Origin of the sequence: Psychrobacter sp. Arc9 (genome assembly GCF_041431295.1) — a bacterium.
Taxonomy (GTDB): domain Bacteria; phylum Pseudomonadota; class Gammaproteobacteria; order Pseudomonadales; family Moraxellaceae; genus Psychrobacter.
Map to the genome: position 1 here is coordinate 127135 of NZ_JASMRK010000002.1, position 25806 is coordinate 152940.

Here is a 25806-nt window from a genome sequence, read left to right on the forward strand (position 1 = left end):
GTGGTTAAATATTATCTCAAGCATCTGACTTTTTTGGGCCCTACTGATGAACGCTGATTTTATAACCGCCAAAACAACCCCTGACCTCGCATTTATATCTCAGCATTTATTCACCGCTATTTTATGGGTCAACGATGAGCTATCAATCACGCGGTTGAATGCTCAAGCCGAGCAGCTACTTGCCATTAGTAGCGGCAGATTAATCAATCAATCCATCTTGACACTGCTAGCACCTGATGAATTAAAGACTAAAGATACGGTATCTATAGATAATGATAGTAATGATACAAATGAAAATGAGTCTTCAAGCGAGCCAGCTTACTCTTTGACCGAGCGCTTTGTGCAAGCGCAAAACTATCAGCAGCCTTTTATCGACCATGATCACATTATCAAAACACCGCTAAACGGTAATTTATCATTGTCAGTCGACTATAGCGTCACGCCTGTCATCTATGAACAGCAGCCTTATTTTATTATCGAGATGTGGGGTAAAGATCGGCAAAGTCGTATCTCTGAGGAGCAGCGCCAACAACAGCAGTATACAGTGGCCCGTCATATGCTACGGTCGGTCGCACACGAAATAAAAAACCCTCTTGCTGGTATTCGCGGGGCAGCCCAGCTGTTGCAACGGCAGTTTATTAAATTCAGCGACGCATCTACTACTAACACCTCTAGCGCTGATAATGCTTTGACAACCACTAACACTGACACTCAGCATGATTTGCAAAAAATGAATCAAAAGCTGCGCAACTATACGGACATTATTATTTCAGAAACTGATCGATTGACCCATCTTATTGGGCAGCTTCTGGGTTCCAATCAACTACCAAACTGGCAAACGCTTAATATCCATGAGCCTCTAGAGCATGTCTTAACCTTAGTGACCAATCAGTATCCACAGGTAGTGTTACAGCGTGATTATGATTTATCATTGCCAGAGTTGTGCGCTGACAAAGATCAGCTGATTCAAGTGTTTTTAAACCTTATCAATAATGCTTGTGAGTCGATGACTGAGTTCGAACAAACGCTACAACAGAATCAAATCTCAGAGTCTCAAGAATCACCACAAGCTGCCATGCAAACTGAGAGCAATTCTGACTATCAACCGACATTGAATATTCAAACGCGGGTTGCTTTTCAGCATACAATCGTCGGACAGCAGCACAAGCAAGTGATGCAAGTTACTATTACTGATAATGGCTCAGGTATTGATCCAGCATTGATCGGTCAGATATTTTTCCCGATGGTCACTAGCCGTGCAGCCGGTACAGGTCTTGGATTATCCATCGTCCAAGATATTATCAGTCATCATCATGGTATGATTGATGTGAGCTCGACAAAAGAGCAAGAAGATAAGCAAACCCGATTTACGCTATATCTACCATTTACTCAACCCATCACTGAGACATAAAACAAATTATGAATTTATGAATTAAAGGCTGCTAAGTTTCATAACGCCAACTCCCAATCCCCAACTTACCATCAATAATTGCTGATTAGGCCCAATACATGACTGAATATAGCGACGACCTCCAACCTAAAAGCGATGATCAATCACCACAATCACAAATAGTAACTGTGAATAATGCACCCAGCGACCACCCTGCAACATTGTGGTTAATCGATGACGATGCAGCCCTACGCATGGTGTTGGCAGACACGTTTGAAGATGCTGGATTGACCGTTATCAGTTTTACTCAAGCACAAGCAGCATGGACTCGCCTTAATGATGTTTTAAAACAGCAAGAGTCAGCCGAGCAATTACCAGACGTCATATTGACCGATATACGCATGCCAATGATGGATGGATTATCTTTTAGCGACTGGGTTCATCAGCATTTCCCTAAAATGCCAATCGTAATTATGACAGCACACTCAGACCTGACCTCTGCTATCAATAGCTATCAGACAGGGGCTTTTGAATACCTGCCCAAGCCTTTTGACTTAGATGACGCGGTTGCGACGATTTATAAAGCCATCAATTATCAGCCCAATCTAGAAACAACGACTGTTTCCCTTTTAGATGAATCCAATAACAATATAACGTCTGATACTTTCACTGAAGACCTGATAAAACCTAAAGTAGCACCTGCTAGTAAGACAACCAAAGACAATAAGAGCAAAGGTGCCGCCGTAACCAAGGATAATGGTAACCCTAGCGGCATCATTGGACAGTCACCAGCCATGCAAACGGTGTTTCGTGCCATTGGCAGACTGGCTCAATCCCCCATTTCCGTCTTAATTACTGGAGAGTCTGGAACGGGTAAAGAGTTGGTAGCCAGTGCATTGCACCAACACTCCCCTCGTAAGCAGCAACCGTTTATTGCACTTAATATGGCAGCCATACCGCATGACTTGATCGAGTCTGAGCTATTCGGTCACGAAAAAGGCGCGTTCACTGGTGCAACAACGATGCGTCAAGGCCGTTTTGAGCAGGCAGACGGCGGTACTCTATTCTTAGATGAAATCGGTGACATGCCTTTTAGCACTCAGACAAGGCTGTTACGCGTACTGGCCAATGGTGAATTTTATCGTGTTGGTGGTCAACAGCCAATAAAGGTCGATGTACGTATCATCGCAGCCACCCACCAAAACTTAGAAGAGCTGGTAAAACAAAGCCGATTCCGCGAAGATTTGTTTTATCGCCTTAATGTCATTCGATTACCCCTACCACCACTACGTACACGCCCTGAAGACATTCCTGCATTGGCCCTCTACTTTATGCAGTCTGCCGCAGAGCAAATGAATACCACTCCAAAGCATCTACATCCTGCCGCATTGCAAATCATGCAGACGTTTGACTGGCGTGGTAACGTGCGTCAATTAGAAAACGTCTGCTTGTGGCTCACGGTTATGGCTACTGGTGATACTGTGATGGCGACAGATTTGCCACCAGAGCTACTTGAAAACATCTCACCTAATACGGTGCTTTATGAAGAGCATTGCTCATCACAGGAAGACGCTCAAGAGAACTTGGTACAAAATGGCGATGTATTAAATAGTAGTGCGTTAAACAGTCATCAAAATAATCAAAGTAGCCCGTTGCCTAAGAACCAAAGTTGGCAACAAGCATTGGCTGATTGGGCTGAGCAGTCGCTAAGCACGGGTGAAACTGATATTTTACAAACAGCAACCCCTGAGTTTGAGCGCGTTTTATTAACAGCAGCACTCAATCATAGTGGCGGCAAAAAGATAGAAGCCGCAAGCTTACTTGGTTGGGGACGCAATACTCTGACACGCAAATTGCAGCAATTGGATATCTCTGCCCCGAGAGTACCAACTAAAGAGTAAATAAACGCATAAAACATGATAATAAATTATTATTAATATCAATCACTTAAAATTAGTACCGAAAATAAATGATAAATAATTAAAAATAATTGCAAATAGGGGTTGCCAAACAATTAAAACTCTATATAATAGCCAACCACTGAGACGCACTACCGAATCAGTTAACTATCTAGATAGCGTTTGAGTTTAACCGCTTTTGATGATAGAGTAACGAAAATGGGGCTGTGGCGGAATTGGTAGACGCACCAGATTTAGGTTCTGGCGCCGCAAGGTGTGAGAGTTCGAGTCTCTCCAGCCCCACCATTTTCGGATAGTACATCTTAGACCAAATATCAAAACCTGCTTTTAGCAGGTTTTTTTGTGTCTGGAATTTGGTGTTAAAACTATAAAATATCTTATTAAAAGTATTAATCTTCTTTTCTAAATCCTTTAACACTTCCTCCATACTCTGATGGCACTTACTTACCCGCTGCATCAATGCTTTAATGTACTTGCCATAGACAGAACTAATTAATAGAAAGGTTTCCCTCACTTTCATTGAATAATGCACTACGTTGATTTTTACGAAGGGTTTCACGTTGAATTATATTTTTTGCATCGACCTTTTCTAAAGGTAACCTTGTTTCGCGAGAAAGATCGCCATCGGCTATTAAAGATAAATAACGAGAACAACAAACTCTTAAAAAAGAGGTGAAATTACCAATATCATGATCAGCATCGAGAGATTCAAGGTATAGCTTAGTGATCAGCTGATTAACCGTCATTTGATCCCGAAATGACAACTCTTCTAATATATCCCAAAAAAACACCTCTAAACGAATTGAGGTGACAACTCCCTGAATTCGAAGTGATTTGGTTTTAGAGCTCCACAAGCTGTCGTCAGCACTAATAAACAATTGACACATATAATATCCTCTCTCGATACTAATTAAAGCTTATAGCAAGGCAACAAATTGCTTCAGCATAGCTGGATGGGCAGGCCACGCAGGAGCCGTTACCAGTTGGCCATCTGTAATAGCACCATCCATAGGTAACTTGACATACTCAGCGCCAGCCATTTCTATTTCTGGCTGACACGCAGGGTAAGCAGATACTTTTTTACCCTTCAATACGCCAGCAGCCGTCAGCATTTGTGGTCCATGGCAAACCGACGCAATCGGTTTATTAGTATTTGCGAAATGCTGAATCATTGCAATAACCTTAGTATTCAAACGCAGGTATTCTGGCGCACGTCCACCTGGTAAATACAAAGCATCGTAATCTGCGACATTAATATCTGCAAAAGACGCATTAAGGGTAAAGTTATGACCGCGTTTTTCGGTATAAGTTTGATCACCTTCAAAGTCGTGTATTGAGGTCGCGATGCTATCACCTGCCACTTTATCTGGGCATACAGCATCAACCTCATGTCCCATCGCTAGAAGCGCTTGGAACGGAACCATGTTTTCATAATCTTCAACAAAATCACCGGTAATGATAAGTACTTTAGCCATGATATTCTCACTGTATTGTAATGAAATATGGGAACCCAAATTAGTTTATAGCGACTTCGCTTAAAATGAGCCTGAATATCCATTCAAACATAAAAAACAACTACTAGGTAATATGTGAATACTACAAACAATCACTTTTTAAAATAAAATAATAAATTCAGCTATTTTTTAATAACTTTAAATCTATCAATATCTTATCCATCTCCTGATACCGTCTCTCTACCCGTTTCGCCAATGCTTTATCGACCATATATTGATAGTGATTATATTCTGCTGGTAACGTTGGAATAGGTTGTTGGCAATGCTGAATCGCCCACGTTTTTGATTTCTCACGGCTGTCAGCATTTATCTGAAACGGGCGTTTTCCTGTTAGTATCTCAACCATCATTACGCCAAACGCGTAGATATCACTTTGCACCGTTGCACCCTGACCTTGCCAGCGCTCAGGTGCGAGATACGCTGGTGTGCCAGCAGGATTTGGTTGGCTATTAGCCACCGTAACACGTTGTGATAAAGCAAAATCAGTGAGTAATAATCTAGGGGTCAGACTATTACTCATAGTATCTACTGGCCACTCATCATCAGAACCTTCAACCAAGATATTACTGGGTTTAATATCATTATGTAGCCAACCAGCCTGATGCAAATTAGCTATCAAGTATGCAGCCTGAGTGATGAAATGATGCTTTTGTGATGCTCTCAATGACAGATGTTTTGAAGCGGTCAGTTGACTCGCCAAGCTACCATTAGAGTAATAAGGTGTGACTACTATAACTAGTCGTTGCAACTGCGATAGTATCTGAACATCCACGCAATGATGAGCCAATAGTGGCGGTGCGATAGCGTTATTTTTGATTTTCGATGAAGCATTTACAGCAGCTAAAATATCCGCTTCATGAGTTAAATCGGCAGCAATAGTATAAGCGCCATCACTCAACTGCCATTTAATCATCACGCTACCAAATTGTGGATGCTGGGCACGTGTTAGTCCTTGGAAGTAAGTCTTGTCGATATGTTGCGTTTTAACAACTTGCGCATGCTGACCTTGCGTTTGTTCTGTGCTTTGCTGAGCAATACGTTGATGTACTATCTCACTAAAATCTTGTGCGTCCAGTTCTTGGGTAATAATGGGCAATAGCTGCATTGCTTGAGCTTGCAAGGCTTGCGTAATAGACGGATTACTGGCACTATTTTCCATGATATTGTTTCTCATAATATAGTGAGATTACTGCCTTCCCATTCGTATCATTTCCAAAGATAATAATAGCGCGAATAATGGTTACAAGTACTACGCTTAGTAGGTACTAAGAGTGTAGTCACTGAAATTTCAGCAGCGTTAATTGTATTTTTGGGTATGGTATTAAAGACAACCTTAATTGCTAGAGCCACTATGTCACAACCAACTATCCCGACCACGCCATCTGATCAACCCACTTATGCCCTGCCCGCACCGCTGCTAGACTTACTCAGTCAATACTTACAAGAGCGAGTCACACCAACTATTGAAATCGACCCGAGCCAGCTTGCTTATCGCTGGGTTGGTGGACGCACTGGTCACCTGCAGCCTTTGTCAGTCAATCTGTTTTTGAGCTTAGATGACTTGCATGGTATCGATACGCAAAAATCGAAACTGGTACAGAATACCCGTCAGTTTATTAAAGGTTACCCTGCCAACCATGTATTGATGTCAGGCACACGCGGTGCCGGTAAGTCATCATTGATTCGCGCTTTGCTACAAGCCCATCATAGTGAAGGCTTGCGTATTATTGAGGTGGCCCGCGATGATCTGCAAGTATTGGATAAGATTCGTGCTGCTATTAATGCCCTACCAGCAGATTGTCATTGCCGCTATATCGTATACTGTGATGACCTCGCTTTTAATGGTCAAGATGAAAGCTATCGTGCGCTAAAGAGCGTGCTCGATGGCTCGCTAGACTCTGAGCAAGACAAATTACTGGTCTACGCCACCAGCAATCGTCGTCGCCTGCTACCGCAGATGATGAAAGACAATGTCGATATCTATAATGGGCAGACGGATGAAGTCAATCCCTATGAGGCTATTGATGAGACCGTGTCATTATCAGATCGATTCGGTTTGTCCCTCACCTTCCATCCTATGGATCAGCAGACTTATCTGCATATCGTTCAGCATTATCTGAATTTAGAGCAGCAAAAAATCTCAGCTGATATGGGTAGTGATGCTAAGGACATTTTAGCAAGTCAGTCTATGCCTGATAAGATCAGAAAGGATGCGCTACGTTGGGCCTCAGAACGTGGTGGTCGCTCAGGAAGAGTTGCTTACCAGTTCAGCCGCTTTTGGAGTGGTGAAACACAATTGGCTATCGAAGACAGTAAGCGCTAGGTCATATTTAACGCTAAATCATATCTAAGCTTAACGATCTCTAATCACTGCGTGCAGAGCCTATATACTGCACGCGACTCTCCTCTTGACCGCTCTCTTGATTGCTTGCCGACCCAATTGCACTATCGACCATATATTGGTCAAAATCTTCTGCCAGCCATAGATTGCCTTGATAGACACTTTGCGCATCTAAGCGAATATATGCCATATTTGGCGTTTCGCTATCTGGATTATCAAAGTTCTGATAGCGAGCGCTAAAGTGGGTCAAAATTATATTTTTGAGTCCAGCCGCTTGGGCAAATTCGCCGAGCAATTGGGCGCTACTATGCATCGGATCATAGTCTGGGTTTTTGGCTCGAATCTTATTGAGCACCTCGTGCGTATAAGTAGCTTCATGCACCAATAAATCCGCATTGATAACGGCTTTGCTTAACAAATTTGGCGCATCATTGTCTCCTGCCACCACCACTCGCGTCCGCTGTATCTCATTGTCAACATAATCTACTGAGCGCAATTGTCTATTACCCTCAGTCGTGACATCTTCGCCTTGCTGTAACTTGCCCCATAGTGCACTTGCTGGAATACCATCTGCCACAAGCTTATCTGTATTAAGGATGCGGCGGCTAATAGTCTGAGTAATACCAAAGGCATGAGAAGCAACTCGATGTGATAGCGGCGTGATATCAATATCAAGCTGATGTTGGTCACTTAAGCTAATACTGACCTTGTTCGTATCATCTTGCTCAGCTAACACCTCTTCAATCGCTATAAAATCGAAAGCAAAAGGTAGATACAGCTCTGTAGTGGCGGTAATAGCTTCAAGCAAAGTAGCAATTGCTTTTGGTGCAATCAAAGTCAATGATTCACGACGTCCTGACATGGCAGCACTAGCTAGCAGCCCTGGTAGACCATAGCAATGGTCACCATGAACATGAGTGATACAGATAGCAGCCAATTGATGTAAGGAGAGCTTGGTATGTAGCAACTGCTGCTGCGTGCCTTCACCGCAATCAATCAGCACCCATGGACGCGATTTCTTACTCTGATTATTCTGTTGACGACTTCCTTGCTGTACGCCAGAGGTATGCGGATTCAAACACTCTATTGCTAATGCGGTCACATTACGCTGTTTGGTCGGTACACCTGCAGAGGTGCCCAAAAAGGTTAGCTTTAGCATAGTGATGCCTTTTATTTATCAGGAATACTGGCTCAGACTTACGAGAACGTCTCTTCATTCTAAAACGATAACAGAAATGAGATAAACGGAGAATATGTCCTAGCTACGACAGTTGGCATATCATGGTTTTTTGACCTTCAACCATTTGTCCACCATTGGCGGTGCAATCGTTTACCATATTCGATTCGTAAGATTTCCAGCCACCATAAAAGCTCGCTGCACATAGAATTACCACTAGAATTTTCTGTGACCACGATTTGATAGAGACTTGCTGGCTATTAATCTGTTGTCTATTATTTTCTTGCATACTGGTATCTTGCTTATTAAGTGATGTTTGAGTTGCTGACTGATTGTCATCTTTATTTAGGCTATCTTGCTTTAGATTACCTTTATTCGAGGTATTTAGATCTGTCATAGTATTATCCTAAAAAAGGCTTTGTTTATTCATAAACAAAGCCTTTGGTCTATATGGCTACTTAAGCGTTGAGAGAGGATTATACCAGTATCCTCTAAAAATTCAGACGGCCGCCCTTTTTTTCTGCTCGCTTAAAGGCATCTCGTTCTTCGCAGCGTTTGAGCCAATTCAAGAGATTAGTATATTTACTCTGATCTAAACCTGCACCAGCATTGGCACCCAAGACTGCAAGATGCATTTGAATATCAGCGGCGCTAAATTCACTACCTGCAAACCAGTGATTTTCATGTAGATGACGCTCCATCATATCTAACATCTTCTCCAAACCGCTACTGATCATGTTCTTTTCAATCTGACCTTGGATTTTTTTGCTGATAGGTTTGATTAGCATCGGCGATTGAGACACTACTTTGGTGAATACCAAACGCATGACCAACAGTGGCATCAATGAAGCCTCTGCAAAGTGTAGCCAAAACGTGTAGGCTTCCCACGCTGCTTCGTTATTATCGTCAGGTTTGAACTGCTTTTCTTTATCATAGTGCTTAATCAAATACTCAATGATAAACCCTGACTCAATCAGCACACGATCGTCTGCTTCTAGTATCGGTGCATTACCAATCGGATGCACTTGCTTTAAGCTATCAGGGGCACGGTATGCCTTATTGCGCTCATAGCAAGTCAGTTTATAATCAACGCCGAGCTCTTCCAACAGCCAGATAATACGAAACGAGCGCGAGTTTGCTAAATGATGAAGATGTAACATAAACCGTCCTAGTTATATATTGTAGTAAATCAGCCATAATATCTCAGATATAGCGCCATATGTTCACTCAATCGCGGCCCTACTGCTCTCGATAATAGCGTAATTTCTACTTCTTTAATACTATGAGTTGGCAGACATGATGGAAAACAATGCCTACCGTATCGATACTGTCTAAGACGGTGTACTCTTTGACATCAATCTAAATGTAATGCTTCAATCTTGCGCGTCATTTTATCTATCTTTTGCTGATATTTTTTGATCTGACGAAATCGATGCGCGATTAGCACGCCTTTGATACGGCGATTTTTCAGACGACGACGTGGTGGAAAACTGCCTACTTGTGGTTCATTGTAGCCATGTAAGCGGTCTTCACGTTTACGCGCCATATAGCCCAACGCGCTATCAGCAATCATAATCAGCAATGCGATGAAAATCATGCTGTACATCAGCATGGAGCCACCATCATGTAAGTTACGATCTAAAATTGCGATTGAGAATATGAACAAGAATATTGGCTCAAGGTAGCACAGAGTGCCAAACAGTGAAACAGGCAACTTCTGACTGGCCACCATCGTTAGTGACATCGCAGCGGTGCTAATAATGCCTAATAATGGCAGCAGATACCAAAGCTTGTGGTTGGTGATTGCTACTTCAAAACCACCATTCATATACAGTGCGACCAATACCACTGGCAACAACAATACAAGGTCTGAAATCAGACCAGTAATAGGCGGTACTGCAAGCTTACGGCGTAGTAGATAATAAGGAGGATAACCCAAGCAAACAAACAAAGTCGCCCAAGAAATAGCACCATACTCAAAAATATCGTAAGCGATACCCAGACCTGCACATACAATGGCAGCCCACTGAAGTAAGCTCATGTCTTCGTTGTAAAAGAACCTGCCGACAACGATCATAATCATCGGATATAGGAAGTAACCCAACGTTACCTCAAGTCCCAAACCATTAACTGGCGCCCACATGAATATCCAGATTTGCGCACCCAAAATCGGTGTGGGTAATATAAATAAAAACCACTCTTTTGCATTTTTTAGTGTTTTTAAATAATCAAAAATGTGCTGCCACTGCTTTAATACGCTTACCAGCAGTACTAGACTAAAAAACATTGTCAGCACGCGCCACGAAGCGACTTGCGTACCTGATAATGGTTGCAGCAGTAGACCAAATAAGAACAGCAATGAGTATAAAAAATTTGCAGCGACGGCAGTGATTGTACCCTGCGAGGTTTGGTTAGTAGTCAGCATCACAACAGCCTTTAAAGATTGGGGCACATCCATGGCAATTTTTAAAAAAAACAAAAGCCTCAGACGAGAACGTCTGAGGCTTTTGCATATAAGGTCGTCGCGCAATCTAAGTTGAACGCTTTTGATGTACTAGGCTTACATCATGGTCGGCATTATGTCAAAGTCAGAATGAATAAGCAATGCCACTGTTCATCTAGTGTCTAAACTTTTAAATTGAGTAAATTTAATGCAGGTAAGTACTTATTTTGCATCAAGTTGTTCGATTTTTTGCTGTATCTTATCCATCTTCTTTTGGTAACGACGAATCTTGCGAAAACGATGGGCTTTTAGCACGCCATCGATACGCTGATTGATAAAATGACGACGCGGTGGAAAGCCGCCAATCTGAAGCTCTCTATAGCCATGCAAGCGATCATTACGCTGACGAACGAGATAGCCTTTTATGCTATCAGCCATCATAACCAGTAGCGCAAGCGTAATCATGCCGTACATAAAGAGCGAACCACCTTCTTCAAGGCTTTGACTCAAAATAGTAATAGACAATACGAATAACAGCATCGGCTCTATATAACTTAGCGCCCCAAACAGTGATACTGGCAGCTTACTACTAGCAATCATCGTCAGCGACATCGCAAGCGCACTAAAAGCACCAAGCAGCGGCAATAGATACCAGAACTTCATGTCTTGCGCTGCAACATCAAAACCGCCAGTCATATAAAGCACGATGAGCACTACTGGTGTCAACAGCGTCAAATCAAATAACAAACCCGTAATAGGTGGTACAGAAAGGGTGCGCCGTAGCAGATAATACGGTGGATAACCCAAGCATACAAACAGTGTCACCCAAGATACTGAACCATACTGAACAATATCGTAGCCGATACCGAGTGCTGCAAATATCGCGGCAGCCCATTGCAAGATACTCATATATTCATGGTAAAAGAATCGACCAAGCACAATCATCACTAGCGGCAATAAAAAATAGCCCAATGTGACATCGAGACCAAACCCATTGACCGGTGCCCACATAAACAACCAAATCTGTCCACCTAGGATTGGCGCAGGCAGTATAAATATAAGCCATTCCTTGACTGTCTTTAGCGTCTTTATATAATCAAAAACACGTTGCCACTGCTTAGTCAAACTGACCAATATAACCAAACTGAGCAACATCATGAGCACACGCCATGATGCTACCTGCGTCCCTGTTAAGGGCAGCATAAACAGTCCAAACAAAAACATCATCGAGAATAAAAAGCTCGATGATACCGAAGCAACCGTTCCCTGAAAAGTTTGATTGGTCGTAAGCATAACAACAGCCTTAAAAAATAGAACCTTATTTACAGTATTGAAAAAATGAGAATTAAAAAACAAAAGCCTCCGACGATAACGTCAGAGGCTTTTTTCTAGAAAAATGCTAAGAGACTAGACTCAAAAGCTAATTACCAAGACTATTACTCGTCATCGTCTTATGCATAGTTAGTCTATTATAGATTGTCACTTGGTTTATGGTCGTTTGCAATATCAATCACATCATCGACGTCGGTAGCTGCGGTATTGTCAGTTGTCGCATCAATATCTATCTGCTCCTGACCTTCTACCTCAAACGTACCATCTTCTCTCATGGCATCGATAAGCTCGTCATCGCTCTCTTCGTGCTCAACACGCGCCATGGCAACCAGTTTTTCATCTTTTGACAGACGAATCAATGTTACGCCTTGCGTATTACGACCAGAGCTAGCAACATGCTCAACTGGTGTACGAACCAACGTACCTTTGTCAGAGATTAGGATAATATCATCGGTAGAGTCAACCTTGGTCGCTCGTACTAGTGCGCCATTACGCTCGCTGGTCTTGATAGCGATCACACCGCCACCGCCACGATTTTGTGTATTGAACTCATCGATAAAGGTACGTTTACCAAAGCCATTTTCACAAGCAATCAGAATTTCACGTACATCATCTTCGATAACGACTAATGATTTGATAAACTCATCAGTAGCCAGACGCATACCGCGGACGCCTTTTGCCGTACGGCCCATCGCACGCGCATCATTCTCATCAAAACGAATCGCTTTACCATTTGAAGCAAACAACATCACTTCTTGGCTACCGTTAGTGATACGAGCGCTGACCAATTTATCACCGTCTTCTAGTCCAACCGCAATCAAACCGTTCGAGCGAATATTGGCAAACTGCTTAAGCTCAACACGCTTCACGGTACCATTGGCCGTTGCAAAGAAAACGAAAGGCGCTTCTGCTTGGTTGCTGTCTTCTACTGAGTCATCATCACTATCTATTAAGATATCTGCCTCTGACATCTCACCTGTGACCGATGTGTCCCCTACGATTTTCGGAATCGGTAATATCGTCGTAACGGTTTCATCACCATTTAAGCCAATCAGGTTAACGAGTGGACGACCACGAGCACCGCGACTGGCAATCGGCACTTCAAAACCACGTAAGCTAAAGACACGCCCACTATCCGTAAAACACAATACGGTAGAGTGAGTAGATGTCACAACTAAATGATCAATGACATCATCTTCTTTCATCGCCGTGGCAGACTTGCCTTTACCGCCACGTTTTTGCGCGACATAATCGTCAATTGGCTGAGTCTTAGCATAACCAGTACGTGACACTGTCATCACGACCGTTTGCTCTGGAATAAGGTCTTCACGGCTAAAGTCAGTACGTGAGTCAATAATGTCCGTACGGCGCTCATCACCAAAGTTATCGCGAATCTCGATCATCTCATTAGAGATAATAGCCATAAGCTTATCAAAATCGCCAAGGATAGACTCTAAGTGTGCAATTTCACGTAATAGGTCTTGGTATTCTTCGGTCAATTTATCTTGCTCAAGACCCGTCAAACGATGCAATTGCATATCTAAAATCGCATTGACCTGCTCAAGTGACAAGCGATAGCGCTCTTCGCCTTCGATCAGACCAAACGGCGCTTTAGGATCTTCACCATCGATAAACTCAGGACGCACTGACTGACTACCAGCAGCTGTAAGCATCGCGACAACGCTACCTGAACCCCATGTATTATTTAATAGACTTTCACGAGCCAATCCACGGTTTGCTGACGCTTTAATCGTCGCAATAATCTCATCGATATTGGCTAGAGCGACCGTTAGACCTTCTAGCAAATGACCACGAACGCGGGCTTTGTTCAATTCATAAATCGTACGACGTGTCACCACTTCTTGACGATGACGAACAAACGCAGCGATAAGCTGACGCAAGGTCAATAGTTTTGGCTGACCATTATCGAGCGCCACCATATTGATACTAAAGCTAGACTCTAGCGGCGTTTGTAGAAATAGGTTATTAACAATAACTTCAGCAGTCTCGCCGCGACGCAAATCAATAGCTATACGCATACCATCTTTATCAGACTCATCACGAATTTCGCTAATACCTTCGATTTTTTTATCACGGACCAGCTCTGCGATACGCTCAATCAACTTGGCTTTATTGGCCTGATAAGGTACTTCGGTGAATACGATGCGCTCACGATCGCGGTTGACGCCAGAATTGCTCATCGGCTCGATATGATAACGACCACGAATATGCAAGCGGCCTTTACCCGTACGATAAGCATCTAAAATGCCCGCGCGACCATAGATAATACCGCCCGTAGGAAAATCAGGACCTGAGATATGCGACATCAGCTCTTCGGCTGAAACTTGTGGGTTTTCAGCATAGGCCAAACAAGCATTGATCACTTCAGTCAGGTTATGCGGGGCCATATTGGTCGCCATACCAACGGCAATACCCGTCGCGCCATTGACCAATAGATTAGGAATACGCGCTGGCATCACGCTTGGCATGCGCTCAGAGCCGTCGTAGTTGTCTTCCCAATCGACCGTATCTTTGTCCAAATCAGCGAGCATCTGGTGGGTCAGTTTGGTCATACGTACTTCGGTATAACGCATCGCTGCCGGAGGATCATCATCGATCGAGCCAAAGTTACCTTGACCATCAACCATTGGATAGCGCAAGCTGAAATCCTGCGCCATACGGACGATGGCATCATAGACGGCACTATCGCCATGTGGATGGTACTTACCGATAACATCACCGACCACACGTGCTGATTTTTTGTACGGTTTGTTATAATCGTTTGATAGCACGTGCATGGCATACATCACGCGGCGGTGTACAGGTTTGAACCCATCACGCACATCAGGAAGCGCACGCGAGACGATCACGCTCATCGCATAATCCAAATACGACTGCTTTAGTTCATCTACGATGCCAATAGGACTGACCGATTCGCTCATATACACTCCTTCACTCACATTTTTTTCTAACGTTGACACATCGCTTATAGCACCCATAGATCATATAAAAATACTGCCACATAAATGGGCAGTCATGACCAAAATACATACCATAAAAAAACACTGCTACACGTGCAAAACAATAGGAAAATAGCGATAGTTTTAATGTTTAATAAAAGAAGCTATTTTAGCACAAATTTGCTGATTTAGGGGGTTCTGAGTACCATTAAAATCAAGCTAGACGGTTCATTCACAGTGATATTTTGAATTATTGACACACTCTAAAATAATTCTAATGACAGGTTTTTTTTGATTGGCTGATTTTGCCATTTTTACAAACAAACTTACCATCTGCTGAGCAATGAGACACCCCGCCCATTTTACCTGAACAAGGCGTATTTCGAGCTTGTGCTTGGCTCATAGATGTAAAAGTAAATACTAGGGCAAGTAGCGCTGTGCTGATTGATTTCATTGTTTATTCTCCGTATCTGATGGATATTAAATAGAAAAATACTATACTCATTCAGTACAGCTCGACAAGATTTATTTTGACTAACTGAGTGAATACTTATATTTCTACCTACAATTCAACATGACATTTAATTTAACGCTAAAATCTTGAGCATAGGGATCATACGTGGTTTGCATATAAGCTCTATTGACCAAACAACTAGGATGCTTAGAATATTTAGCCAATACAACAACACCTACAACTGTCTCTGACGTGAACTGATTGTTTTTATGGTCATATTGTTTTCATAACCATAATGCTTTGCCATAAGCTAATAGCTTTCAAAATCATATTATTCTCATGAGCACATTATGATTTAAACCACTTTGATGCGGTTATTTTTTAGTGATACTGGACAAAAAAATTCTAAACGCTACACTACCTCATCTTTTATAGCACTTAAATAACGACCTAACAGGCTACTTTTATTATGGATATCATTCTTGCAATTGTTTGGATTTTAGCAATGGTGCTATACAGCTTTTCGAGCGATTATGTTGCTAGCTTTCCTAACCATAACAATCGCGCTGTACCCTATGTTCGTTGGGGAGCACTTTTAGTCGCTATGGCTTTATCAGCATACTTGTCAAAAGCCTATCAAGAAAACCTACAAGGCAATGGTATGTGGGTGTTTGTTATCGTGGTATTTGTCGTTATTGTGTTAGCGAAAGTCGTTTTTAAATGGGTAATTAACAGACGTTTGAAACGCTAGTTAATACTGAATAGTTTTATTAATTTGACCCTCTTAATTATTGATCTAAATACCTATGACAATTAAACATCAAGATAGCCAGCCTGACTCAAACCTTTCTATACCAACAGAAGACAAACGAGCAGATCGTAGCTTCGATGCCATTGCCGATCATTTCGAAAAGAAAGTGTATGGTGGTTTAAAAGGCGAGATTCGATTGGCTGTACTACGCCGTGATATTTTCGAATATAGTTCACAGATGAGTGAAGCGCTTGGGCGACCTTTACGTATCCTGGATGTGGGTGCAGGGCTTGCGCAAATTGCGATAGAACTTGCTGCTCAAGGTCATAGCGTAGTCATCAATGATATATCAGCAAATATGCTTGAGAAGGCGAAAGCGAGCGCAGAAAAAATTGATAAAAAGCTAGACATCACATGGTATGTTTGCCCTTATCAAGCGCTTGAAGAAAAACTGGCTCAGACAGAGACAGAAAAATTTGATTTGATCATGTCGCATGCGCTACTTGAATGGTTGGCAGAACCAGCGGCGGTCATGGACTTTTTTGATGAGCATTTAACAGATGATGGCGCGCTATCTGTCTGCTTCTATAACCCAGCGAGTTTTGATTATCGCAATCTTATCATGGGGAATTTTAACTTACTCGATAGCTTACTTGATGGTAACGATTACAAAGCGGACAATAAGAAAAGCCTCACCCCCAACTATCCCGTGGCCAAAGTAGAAGTCGAGTCGTGGCTCAAAGCGCATGATTATCAGACGGTACGTAGCAGTGGTCTACGAGTGTTTCATGATTATGCACCACTCAAGCGTGGCGGGCATAACGACCCAGATGCAGTGATCAGAATGGAGTTACGCTACTCACAATTAGAGCCGTACAAATGGCTTGGCCGTTATTTACACATTTTGGCTAAACGGTAAATTTAGAAGATTACCCAAGAATGGATGAAGACTACTAAACCTCTTCATCCATTCTCGATGATCTATCGTATTCTGACCAAGTAGTGGCATTGATGTCTTTTTCATCAAAGACTACGACATGCTCTAGCAAAGGCAGAATGCCAATATGCGAGCCGATTGCATGGTTATGATGGCTCGCAACCAAGGATAAGACAGTCTGTCCGTCGTCTAACTGCAGACGGTACAAGTAGTTGGCACCGCGAAACACACGTCCGATAACCAAAGCTGTCTGCGTACTGTCATCATCATGAATAATATCATCAGGGCGCACGAGTACTTTGATTGGCGTACCATTTGGATAATCATATTCGCAGTACTGTGGCTGGCCTGATTCATCATAGACTTCCATGCGACGATAGATATTACCTAGCGCCGTCTCAACATGACCTTCTTTGATAATGCCGTCTATCATCGCGCCTTCGCCTACGAATTCAGCGACAAAAGGACTGACAGGCTCATGATACAGCTCGCTTGGTCGCGCCCACTGCACCAATCGTCCTTTATCCATTACCCCTACTTTATCCGCTAGCGCGAACGCTTCATTTTGATCATGAGTGACCAAAATTGCTGTGGTGTTGGTACGTTTAAGAATATCACGGACATTCATTGCTAGTGATTCACGCAGCACCACATCTAGATTAGAGAATGGTTCATCAAGTAATAGTAGTTTTGGTTTGGGGGCTAGCGCTCTTGCTAGAGCCACACGCTGCTGCTGACCACCAGAAAGCTCATTTGGACGTTTGTCTGCATGTTCAGTCAATTCAACTAAACTTAGCATCTCAGCCACACGGGCTTTTTTGTCAGCAGCTGACCACTTATTGAGACCAAAGGCGATGTTTTTTGCCACGCTTAAATGCCCAAACAGAGCATAGTCTTGAAACACCATGCCCATGCCACGCTTGGCTGGCGCAACTGCAAATGATTGACGAGCAGTTTTCTCTGTTAGGCGTTGGTTGTTTAGATAAATAGTGCCGCCACGACTTTGCTCCAGTCCCGCGATTGCTCGTAGCGCTGTGGTCTTCCCGCAGCCACTATAACCCAAGAAGCAACCAATCTCTCCTTGCTCCAACATCAACGATAGACCATTGACGACAATAGTATCGTCATAGCCTACGATGAGATTTTGCACACTAAAGTAAGGATCTGTCGCGATATGTTTCTCAGTATTTTGTTGTGAGGTACTGCTCTGCTCTACAGTTTTATTCGGCTGAACTGGATTGATTCTATTTTGTGACAGTGCTGATTTTGCTACAGGCATGTGATTAGCCCGAGCCTTTTCTGACTTAGAATTTGTAGAGTCGTTCATTGAATCAGTGTACATAAACGGTACCAGTTCGCTATTAGTAAGTAAAACCATCGATAAAACAGAGCAAATTATAATATAGCTGACACTACGAGTGTGCTGTTAAACTTATGTCAAATTATTGCTATTAGCTTTGTTGTTACTAACTGTGTTTGTCGCTTTGACGCAATAATATCCAAACAGGGAGCAAACCAACCAGCACGATTAGCAAACTCGGCAAAGCGGCTCGTCCCCACATGCCTTCGCTCGTCATTTCAAACACTCGTACTGCAAGCGTATCCCAGCCTTGACGCCGTGTCATCAGCGTAATGGGCATCTCTTTCATCACTTCGACAAAACCCATCAATAATGCAGTCAATACGCCAGGGCTAAGCACAGGCAGCATCACATGACGCCAGCGCTGATAAGGACTGTCGCTCAGTAATTTTGCGGCAGCCTCCTGATTGACTGTCAATCGCTGCAACTGTCTGTCAACTGGCTGAAAACTCACTGTCATAAAACGCGTCGATAGCGCCAGTAGCATAACAATGACGCTGCCAGAAAGCACTTGCTGTGAGGTGATACCAAAGGCAATCATTTGATTATCAAGCCACGCAATAGGTATAAATATCCCTACCGCCAATACAGTCCCCGGTACGACATAGCCTAAATTGGCTAAAGTGGTCATTAGCTTAGTCGATTTATCAGGATACTGCCGTTTGATCCACGCAATAATAATGGCCAAAAAAGCAATAAATAGCGTGGTCATACTAGCAATCATGAGGCTATTGGTGACAAAATCAATGTAACGTGCATCAAAATCTTGGCGAAAATTCAGTGCTGTCCAATAGATAAGCTGTAAGAAAGGAATTAAGAAGGCGACCAGAAAGATCAGCGTACACAGCAGTGTCATGGCGAATTTGGCAGGTTTGCTAGCGTCAAAGCGCTGGCTGCTACCTTGGGTCAGTGAGCTACCACGCTTCGCTTGCCAATACTGCTCAAACAATACCACAATAAAGATCACACCAATGAGCAAGGCTGCTAGCTGAGCCGCTGTGGTCAAACTAAAAAAACCAAACCATGCTTTATAAATGGCGGTAGTAAAAGTATCGACATTGAATACCGATACTGCACCAAAATCCGCTAAGGTTTCCATACTGGCTAGCAGCAAGCCACCAATGATCCACGGTAATGCTTGTGGTAGCGCCAGACGAAAAAATACACGGCTACGACTCAAACCTAGCATTTGCCCCGCTTCTATCGCTCGCCTGCCTTGCGACAAAAATGCCTGACGCGCGAGCAAATATACATAAGGATAAAACGCTAGCGATAATACCAAGCCTGCGCCCCATACATTCCTTATCGACGGTAGAGCAGTACTAATACCAGAATCGCGCAGAGCTGTCTGTAGCGGCCCACTAAAGTCAACAATGCCGATAGTGACAAATGCCAACACATAAGCAGGGATGGCAAGTGGCAACATCAATGCCCACGAAAAGAAACGCTGACCAGGGAAACGATACATACTAGTCACCCAAGCCAGAGCAGTACCAATAGTGCCTGAAACAACAGTCACCATTAGCAATAAAATCGCCGTGTTTTTGAGCACTTGCGGCAGTACATAGTCTGCCATGTGTGTCCAAATCTCTGCCACTGGCTGTGTCCACGACAGCAGCACGATTAAAATCGGTACTAGCATAAACAACGAAATCAGCCCTAAGACTGATTTCGAGATAATACGTTTACGAAGGGCATGGTCTTGGCTGACAGTCTGCTGGTCGTTAACACCGTTATTGACAGTATCGTTTTGACTAACAGACGCATCTGGCGTTGTGATCATATTATCATTACCGTGTCATACGTATAGAGACCTTGTAAGCTTATACCAACCTCAAAATCGTCATTACTTGAATAACTGATCTGTAACGACTAACCTTTGAACTTATTCTTTAAAAGCTGTTGTTTAAAAGCCGTGCTTTGAGAACTATTGTCTAAAAGTTATGGTTTTGAGATTGGTATCAGTATTACTGGCGACCCCTTATTTATAACCCGCTTTATCCATCATTTGGATAGCTTGAGTTTGTAGTTCACCGAATTTCTGTACATTGATATCATCTTTTTTGAACTCGCCCCATGATCTGAGCATGTCTGACTCATCGATACCTACTTTTACTGGGAATTCTTTGTCAGAGCTGGCATAAAGACCTTGTGCCTCATCAGATGACAACCACTCTATCAGTTTAAGCGTACCATCTGGATTGTCTGAACCTGCAACCACGCCAGCGCCTGAGATGTTTACGTGCGTACCAGTCGTATCTTGGTTTGCCCAGAATATTTTAACAGGGAAGTTTGGTTTCTCGTCCAATAGACGACCATAGTAGTAGCTATTGGCAATACCCACTTCACACTGACCAGCAGCGATAGCTTCTAACATCGCAACGTCGTCACTGAACACATCAGTCGCTAGGTTATCAACCCACCCTTTAATAACTGCTTCGGTCTTCTCTTCGCCCAAATGCTCCATCATGCTAGCGACAAGCGATTGGTTATAGACCTTTTTAGAAGTACGTAAGCATAATTTGCCTTTCCATTTTGGATCGGCTAAATCTGCATAAGTAGATAGCTGGTCAGCAGTGACTTTGCTTGGGTCATAAAAGATAGTACGTGCACGTAGTGACAGACCTGTCCACTGACCTTTTGGATCACGGTATTTTGCAGGGACGTTAGCTTCTAATACAGTAGATGATACTGGTTGTAATAGGCCTTGCTCTGCAGCCTGCCATAAGTTACCAGCATCAACGGTCAATAGCATATCAGCTGGGGTATTCTGACCTTCAGCTTTTAGACGCGCCATCAAAGGCCCAGTTTGGTCTGTAACCAGTTCAACTTTTACGCCTGTTTGCTCAGTATAGCGATCTAACAATGGCTTAATCAGCTGCTCATTACGTGATGAGTAGATAGTAATTGTCTGACCATCAGCAGTCATAGCTTCGTCAGTTGCTGCTTGCTGCTCAGCACCTGTTTCTGTTGACTCTACTTCTACGCTCTCTTCTGTGGTTGAAGAATTACTACAACCCGCCAAACCCAACATCATGCCAAATACGGCTGCAGGTAAGATAAGCTTCGTAGAGGTTAGATTAGCGCTGATAGCGTTTAATGACATGGTTTTCCCCATAGTAATGCTATAAAAAAAGTAAGACGGATGGTGAGACAAAATAACAGTGATTATAACGCTGACTTGCTAAGCGCTAGCAGTAATCAGGCCATAATATATCAAAGCAACATACTAATGGAAGTGAGATTAATTATCAATACATTTGTTTAACTGGCAAATATACCTGTGATGAGTCTTTAGCATTGATTTTTAAGAGCTATTTTTAGCGGCCCAGTTCTTTCAATAGTTTGGTCTGGCGACGCATTTTAGTGTCAATCTAAAGGAGCCATTGCCCTAAAATTGCATTGACCGCAGCTTCTGTACGTAAGATACGAGAGCCTATATGTACAGGCGTGCAACCTTGTGCCGACAGCATCTCTATCTCATAGTCAATCCAACCACCTTCAGCACCTATGCAGACTATACTCGGTAGCTCTCGTGATGGTTGTAGTTGTAAAAACTCAGAAAATGACTGCTGACTATAAGGATGCGCGACAATCGCTCGATTGTTCATTAGGCTTGCAAGTGTGTCTTCAACAAATGGCTTAAAACGTTTTTGTAGCGTAATACTAGGAACAATCGTATCGATGCTTTGTTGCAGACCTTCTAATACAAACTCGTCTATCCGCTCAAGCATTGGGCTTTGCCAATAGCTTTTTTGAGTACGATAGCTATTGATAAGAATGATATCGCGTACACCAAGCGCCGTCATATCCATGATTAAACGCCGTAGCACTTTAGGACGCGGTAACGCCAAAATGACAGTCAAATCTAATTTGGCTGGCGGCACAGTATTGAGCTGAACGTTACTTAACTGAATGCTGTCAGCGGTAATATCTTCGATAACAGCAGTACCAAGATTGCCGCCGATTTGGCCAATTTTAAGCGTATCACCGACTTTCGCGCCCAGCACTTTAGTCACATGGCTGACTTGAGACAAGGAATCGATTTTTGCTGTATCTGATGAGAAGTTTTCAGCGGGCAATAATATACAGTTCATAAGCTATCTTGGTTGGAAGACATCTCGATAGCGTCTTCAATCATCGTAAATTGACGGGTCAGTACCGCTTGCTGCTGTATCGTCATTTGCTCGCCAGCTAGCCCTGCCTGCGCGGCTAATGGCAAATTACTTAGCCAAGTCTCTAGCTGCATATAAATGCTAACAGCGTCTTCACGGTTATAAGCTGTTTTCTTACGAGAGGATTTTTTATTCGCCTTTAACTGCTCATCACTGACTATCTGTGCATCCGAACTACTTGAGCTATTTGACTCGATTGGACGATAGAAGTCATTACTTGGCTGATATACAGCGCCTACGCTAGCCAATTTGTCTATTACGCTTTGGCAAGACTGAGTGTAACCCCCCATCAGTACAGGCGTTGCCACACTTGCAGGCTCCACTGGATTATGCCCACCAATATCTACCAGCGAGCCGCCCACAAATGCTACATTTGCCAATGTATACCAAGTCATCATCTCACCCATGCTGTCTGCTAGATAGACTTGAGTGTCTGCATCAATCGCTTCCCCATCACTGCGCCGAGCCATGTTTAACCCAGTTTTTTGAATGAGATCTGCTACTGCATCAAAACGCTCAGGATGCCTAGGGACGATAACAAGCAGCGTATCTGCTAATGTGGCTTGAGACAGTAGTTGCTGCTGCAATGACAACGCTGCTGCCTCTTCGCCATCGTGAGTACTCGCAGCTACCCACACAGGACGATCTGCTATACCAAACTCTGCTCGCAGATCAGCTTTCTTACTATGAATACTGTTATCTTCTACCGCTTTGTCATTAGTTGTGGACGCATTGATTACCCACTTTAATGAGCCTGCTACGCGAATTTGGGCGCTACTAGCCCCTAGTCGCCTAAAGCGTTTAGCAGAGTCACTGTCTTGCGCAATAATTAAAGAAAGATTTTTCATCATGCTGGCGCTGACTGCACCAATTTTTTGATAGCTCTGAAAAGAAGAAGCAGATAGTCGACCATTGACTAGAATACTTGGAATACGGTGCTGGGATAATTTGGTCAAGATGTTTGCCCATAGCTCTGTTTCTACAAACAGTGCAGCGATCGGCTGCACATGCGTTAAGAAAGTCTCGATAACAGCAGGGCTGTCGACTGGCACATAACTATGACTCATCTGACCCTGAGCTATCTTTTCTGCAAAACGACTGGCGCCACGAGCAAAACCTGTCTGAGTCGTATTGGTCAACCATATCTGATAGCCATTAGCCAATAACATATCTAGTAAAGGCGCGACCGTATTGGTCTCACCTAGTGAGACTGCGTGGCACCAAATCACCCCTTTATCGCTATCAGCATTGACCACTGGACGCGGTGGATACTGCCTGCCAAAACGCTGATCGATTTCCTGCTGATAGTTTTCGTTTTTATGAGATCGACGCCATACTTGCAGACGATATAGTGGCTTTAGCAGCCCAATAAGAGACTGATAATATAAAGGTGTCTCATGTACCGCACGACTAGGCGATGATACAGGGTCAATTGGATTTGCAGAGTGGTCAGACGGGGTATTAGATGATGGCATGGAACAGCCCAAATTAGTTATGAATCAAACAATAAAAGGGTAAAGGTAAAGCGCGCCAATTCTACCTGAATTTAAGCTGTAACAATAAGCTTTTAAAAAGTTACTGAGTAAATAGTTATTAGATAATGATTGTTAGATAATGATTATTATCAATAAAGCGACTGCGATGATTGCGCCGATTAACAGCTGATAACGCTTGGTGCTATGCTGCTCTTGCTTCTGTGTGGTCAGCAGCATATCTGCTTGCTGCCATTGCTTGACCAGATTGGCCGCTTCTGCATGACCATTATCCGCTGCTTGCTCTAACCAGTATTTACCGCTATCTATATCTTGAGACACCCCTACTCCTTGATAATACATTTTACTGAGTAGACGCTGAGCACGGCTGTCGTTTTTGCTGGCGGCTTGATTAACCCAATCTACGCCAGATTTTTTTTGATTGTCACTGTCCGCTGTCAAACCTTCACCTAACAATTCATACATGGCCAAACGTAACATAGCCGCTGTATTACCATCTTCAGCAGCCGCTTGTAGTAATAGCAACGCTTTGTTTTTTGCTGCGATATGATTATCTGAAAATATAACTTGGCGACGAGGTTTGTTCTGTTTGGCAATATGCTGCTCGAACTGATCTAATACTTTGCGTGCTTGCTTATATTGCACATCACCAGTTGGTTGTGGCACCGTTATCTCATCTAACTCTACGAGCAGTTGCGTAAACATCTCTGGCGTTGATGTGTTTTTTACAGGTGACGCAGGCTTAGCCGTTGGTTGCGCTACTTTAGTCAGCTCAGGCTTTATTGAATTCTCAGACTCAGGAGGCACTACGTTTGCTTGGTTATGCTCAGCTCCTATCGATACTTCCTCTGGCTTGTTAAGAGGAGCATTTAATTGGATAGTACCGATATGCGTATTTAAATCTGCGCTCGGAACGATGCTTTCAGTGACTTGATGAGTGGTTGCTTTATGCGTTGTTACTTTATCCGCTGTTAATTCAGGCACTGAATGAACATCGTTGCTTAAAGTAGTTGGTAGTTTAAGGCTAACCGCTTGATATAACCCACTCTCTACTTGCCCGCCTTGTACTGGGTCAAACTGCCGATCAATATGACCAAAAAGACGCAGCCCTATTGGCTCTAGCGCAAAAAATAAGCGCTCTTTAACCACGCTATCATTATCATAACCGACTGCCATATGCTGATAAAAATCATCGGTGATCAATGACAACTCAGGGTAACGTTTACGCAGCTCAAACTGACCATACCAATGTGGCTTGCTCTGCCACTGCTGTGCCAATACGCGACCTGCATAAAACGCCAAAAACACCATAAAGTTGCGATAGTGCTCATCGATCAGCAGCGTCGCCTCTTCCCATATACCGCTCTTGATCATATCTCGGCGTACTTGAGACAATAGCGTGTCGATACGCTGTAAACTCTCAAGCGACTCATCTAACGTACAAGCACGCAGCTCAGTTTCGTAGGCGATACCGCCCGCAATAGGACGCCCAACTAAGAAATCTTGCCAGTAGCCTTCTGCAATATAGTCCAGTGGCGTTAAAGGGGATGCAGACATAGA

The 25806-nt window shown here is 43.2% G+C and carries 21 protein-coding genes and 1 tRNA gene; 6 read left to right on the forward strand and 16 right to left on the reverse strand.

The genetic code is table 11. The features are described from left to right. Positions 1-46: 46 nt before the first annotated feature. The 3 genes from QO187_RS01775 to QO187_RS01785 all read left to right on the forward strand — a co-directional run bounded on the left by QO187_RS01775 (position 47) and on the right by QO187_RS01785 (position 3594). Entirely contained in the window at positions 47-1411 is a 1365-nt protein-coding gene (locus tag QO187_RS01775) for a nitrogen regulation protein NR(II) (protein WP_102094399.1), read from the forward strand. A gap of 98 nt (positions 1412-1509) precedes the next feature. Continuing rightward, positions 1510-3291 carry a sigma 54-interacting transcriptional regulator gene (locus QO187_RS01780; protein WP_102094398.1) on the forward strand — a complete coding sequence of 594 codons (1782 nt, stop codon included), beginning with the start codon at positions 1510-1512 and terminating at the stop codon, positions 3289-3291. A 218-nt stretch (positions 3292-3509) separates the two neighbouring features. Beyond that, positions 3510-3594, forward strand: a tRNA-Leu gene (locus QO187_RS01785). 203 nt (positions 3595-3797) lie between these two features. Here QO187_RS01785 and QO187_RS01790 read toward each other — a convergent pair. The 3 genes from QO187_RS01790 to QO187_RS01800 form a co-directional block, all read right to left on the reverse strand. Next, the gene (locus QO187_RS01790) at positions 3798-4196 is read right to left on the reverse strand and encodes a ribbon-helix-helix domain-containing protein (RefSeq protein WP_102094358.1); all 399 of its coding nucleotides are present in this window, start codon (positions 4194-4196) and stop codon (positions 3798-3800) included. Between the two features lie 30 nt (positions 4197-4226). Further along, on the reverse strand, positions 4227-4787 hold the full coding sequence (locus tag QO187_RS01795; protein WP_322868756.1) for a DJ-1/PfpI family protein: 561 nt from the start codon (positions 4785-4787) through the stop codon (positions 4227-4229). A 154-nt stretch (positions 4788-4941) separates the two neighbouring features. After that, positions 4942-5982: a protein kinase gene (locus QO187_RS01800; protein WP_102094356.1), complete on the reverse strand. Its 1041-nt coding sequence runs from the start codon at positions 5980-5982 to the stop codon at positions 4942-4944. Positions 5983-6174: 192 nt separating this feature from the next. On the opposite strand from QO187_RS01800, the gene QO187_RS01805 reads away from it, so the two are divergent. Then, entirely contained in the window at positions 6175-7146 is a 972-nt protein-coding gene (locus QO187_RS01805; protein WP_102094355.1) for an ATP-binding protein, read from the forward strand. Between the two features lie 40 nt (positions 7147-7186). Here the strand turns inward: QO187_RS01805 and QO187_RS01810 are convergent, their stop codons facing one another. The 7 genes from QO187_RS01810 to QO187_RS01840 form a co-directional block, all read right to left on the reverse strand. Further along, complete coding sequence (locus QO187_RS01810) at positions 7187-8323, reverse strand: ribonuclease Z (protein WP_102094354.1); 1137 nt, start codon at positions 8321-8323, stop codon at positions 7187-7189. Positions 8324-8426: 103 nt separating this feature from the next. Next, on the reverse strand, positions 8427-8738 hold the full coding sequence (locus QO187_RS01815; protein WP_102094353.1) for a hypothetical protein: 312 nt from the start codon (positions 8736-8738) through the stop codon (positions 8427-8429). 94 nt (positions 8739-8832) lie between these two features. Next, positions 8833-9501: a glutathione S-transferase gene (locus tag QO187_RS01820; protein WP_102094352.1), complete on the reverse strand. Its 669-nt coding sequence runs from the start codon at positions 9499-9501 to the stop codon at positions 8833-8835. A 194-nt stretch (positions 9502-9695) separates the two neighbouring features. Continuing rightward, positions 9696-10766: an EamA family transporter RarD gene (gene rarD / locus QO187_RS01825; protein WP_057759099.1), complete on the reverse strand. Its 1071-nt coding sequence runs from the start codon at positions 10764-10766 to the stop codon at positions 9696-9698. A gap of 240 nt (positions 10767-11006) precedes the next feature. Then, positions 11007-12077 (reverse strand): EamA family transporter RarD, encoded by a 1071-nt coding sequence (gene rarD, locus QO187_RS01830; RefSeq protein ID WP_371546812.1) that lies wholly within the window; start codon positions 12075-12077, stop codon positions 11007-11009. Between the two features lie 176 nt (positions 12078-12253). Further along, a complete protein-coding gene (gene gyrA, locus QO187_RS01835) occupies positions 12254-15058 on the reverse strand; it encodes a DNA gyrase subunit A (protein ID WP_102094350.1) in 2805 nt (934 codons plus the stop codon). A gap of 292 nt (positions 15059-15350) precedes the next feature. Further along, positions 15351-15530, reverse strand: a complete 180-nt coding sequence (locus tag QO187_RS01840) for a hypothetical protein (protein WP_102094349.1) — start codon at positions 15528-15530, stop codon at positions 15351-15353. A gap of 469 nt (positions 15531-15999) precedes the next feature. Between QO187_RS01840 and QO187_RS01845 the strand changes: the two genes are divergently transcribed. Then, the gene (locus QO187_RS01845) at positions 16000-16281 is read left to right on the forward strand and encodes a hypothetical protein (RefSeq protein ID WP_101206189.1); all 282 of its coding nucleotides are present in this window, start codon (positions 16000-16002) and stop codon (positions 16279-16281) included. A 55-nt stretch (positions 16282-16336) separates the two neighbouring features. Further along, on the forward strand, positions 16337-17200 hold the full coding sequence (locus tag QO187_RS01850) for a methyltransferase domain-containing protein (RefSeq protein WP_102094348.1): 864 nt from the start codon (positions 16337-16339) through the stop codon (positions 17198-17200). 34 nt (positions 17201-17234) lie between these two features. Here the strand turns inward: QO187_RS01850 and QO187_RS01855 are convergent, their stop codons facing one another. The 6 genes from QO187_RS01855 to QO187_RS01880 all read right to left on the reverse strand — a co-directional run bounded on the left by QO187_RS01855 (position 17235) and on the right by QO187_RS01880 (position 25803). After that, a complete protein-coding gene (locus tag QO187_RS01855) occupies positions 17235-18560 on the reverse strand; it encodes an ABC transporter ATP-binding protein (RefSeq protein WP_185156646.1) in 1326 nt (441 codons plus the stop codon). 124 nt (positions 18561-18684) lie between these two features. Continuing rightward, entirely contained in the window at positions 18685-20361 is a 1677-nt protein-coding gene (locus QO187_RS01860) for an iron ABC transporter permease (protein ID WP_102094347.1), read from the reverse strand. Between the two features lie 198 nt (positions 20362-20559). Then, positions 20560-21684 carry an extracellular solute-binding protein gene (locus QO187_RS01865; protein ID WP_102094346.1) on the reverse strand — a complete coding sequence of 375 codons (1125 nt, stop codon included), beginning with the start codon at positions 21682-21684 and terminating at the stop codon, positions 20560-20562. A gap of 268 nt (positions 21685-21952) precedes the next feature. After that, the gene (locus QO187_RS01870; protein WP_102094345.1) at positions 21953-22675 is read right to left on the reverse strand and encodes a 16S rRNA (uracil(1498)-N(3))-methyltransferase; all 723 of its coding nucleotides are present in this window, start codon (positions 22673-22675) and stop codon (positions 21953-21955) included. Then, positions 22672-24228, reverse strand: coding sequence for a 3-deoxy-D-manno-octulosonic acid transferase (locus tag QO187_RS01875; RefSeq protein WP_102094344.1), 1557 nt, complete (start codon positions 24226-24228; stop codon positions 22672-22674). The genes QO187_RS01870 and QO187_RS01875 overlap by 4 nt, the downstream gene beginning before the upstream one ends. A 132-nt stretch (positions 24229-24360) precedes the next feature. After that, a complete protein-coding gene (locus QO187_RS01880; protein WP_102094343.1) occupies positions 24361-25803 on the reverse strand; it encodes a tetratricopeptide repeat protein in 1443 nt (480 codons plus the stop codon). Positions 25804-25806: the final 3 nt, after the last annotated feature.

What these genes read in the sequence shown, in the direction of transcription:
- QO187_RS01860 (WP_102094347.1), bottom strand. Translation starts at nt 20,361, where the DNA reads ATGATCACAACGCCAGATGCGTCTGTTAGTCAAAACGATACTGTCAAT.
- QO187_RS01870 (WP_102094345.1), bottom strand. Translation starts at nt 22,675, where the DNA reads ATGAACTGTATATTATTGCCCGCTGAAAACTTCTCATCAGATACAGCA.
- QO187_RS01865 (WP_102094346.1), bottom strand. Translation starts at nt 21,684, where the DNA reads ATGTCATTAAACGCTATCAGCGCTAATCTAACCTCTACGAAGCTTATC.
- QO187_RS01880 (WP_102094343.1), bottom strand. Translation starts at nt 25,803, where the DNA reads ATGTCTGCATCCCCTTTAACGCCACTGGACTATATTGCAGAAGGCTAC.
- QO187_RS01815 (WP_102094353.1), bottom strand. Translation starts at nt 8,738, where the DNA reads ATGACAGATCTAAATACCTCGAATAAAGGTAATCTAAAGCAAGATAGC.
- gyrA (WP_102094350.1), bottom strand. Translation starts at nt 15,058, where the DNA reads ATGAGCGAATCGGTCAGTCCTATTGGCATCGTAGATGAACTAAAGCAG.
- QO187_RS01800 (WP_102094356.1), bottom strand. Translation starts at nt 5,982, where the DNA reads ATGGAAAATAGTGCCAGTAATCCGTCTATTACGCAAGCCTTGCAAGCT.
- QO187_RS01810 (WP_102094354.1), bottom strand. Translation starts at nt 8,323, where the DNA reads ATGCTAAAGCTAACCTTTTTGGGCACCTCTGCAGGTGTACCGACCAAA.
- rarD (WP_371546812.1), bottom strand. Translation starts at nt 12,077, where the DNA reads ATGCTTACGACCAATCAAACTTTTCAGGGAACGGTTGCTTCGGTATCA.
- QO187_RS01775 (WP_102094399.1), top strand. Translation starts at nt 47, where the DNA reads ATGAACGCTGATTTTATAACCGCCAAAACAACCCCTGACCTCGCATTT.
- QO187_RS01850 (WP_102094348.1), top strand. Translation starts at nt 16,337, where the DNA reads ATGACAATTAAACATCAAGATAGCCAGCCTGACTCAAACCTTTCTATA.
- QO187_RS01805 (WP_102094355.1), top strand. Translation starts at nt 6,175, where the DNA reads ATGTCACAACCAACTATCCCGACCACGCCATCTGATCAACCCACTTAT.
- QO187_RS01875 (WP_102094344.1), bottom strand. Translation starts at nt 24,228, where the DNA reads ATGCCATCATCTAATACCCCGTCTGACCACTCTGCAAATCCAATTGAC.
- QO187_RS01820 (WP_102094352.1), bottom strand. Translation starts at nt 9,501, where the DNA reads ATGTTACATCTTCATCATTTAGCAAACTCGCGCTCGTTTCGTATTATC.
- rarD (WP_057759099.1), bottom strand. Translation starts at nt 10,766, where the DNA reads ATGCTGACTACTAACCAAACCTCGCAGGGTACAATCACTGCCGTCGCT.
- QO187_RS01855 (WP_185156646.1), bottom strand. Translation starts at nt 18,560, where the DNA reads ATGTACACTGATTCAATGAACGACTCTACAAATTCTAAGTCAGAAAAG.
- QO187_RS01840 (WP_102094349.1), bottom strand. Translation starts at nt 15,530, where the DNA reads ATGAAATCAATCAGCACAGCGCTACTTGCCCTAGTATTTACTTTTACA.
- QO187_RS01845 (WP_101206189.1), top strand. Translation starts at nt 16,000, where the DNA reads ATGGATATCATTCTTGCAATTGTTTGGATTTTAGCAATGGTGCTATAC.
- QO187_RS01790 (WP_102094358.1), bottom strand. Translation starts at nt 4,196, where the DNA reads ATGTGTCAATTGTTTATTAGTGCTGACGACAGCTTGTGGAGCTCTAAA.
- QO187_RS01780 (WP_102094398.1), top strand. Translation starts at nt 1,510, where the DNA reads ATGACTGAATATAGCGACGACCTCCAACCTAAAAGCGATGATCAATCA.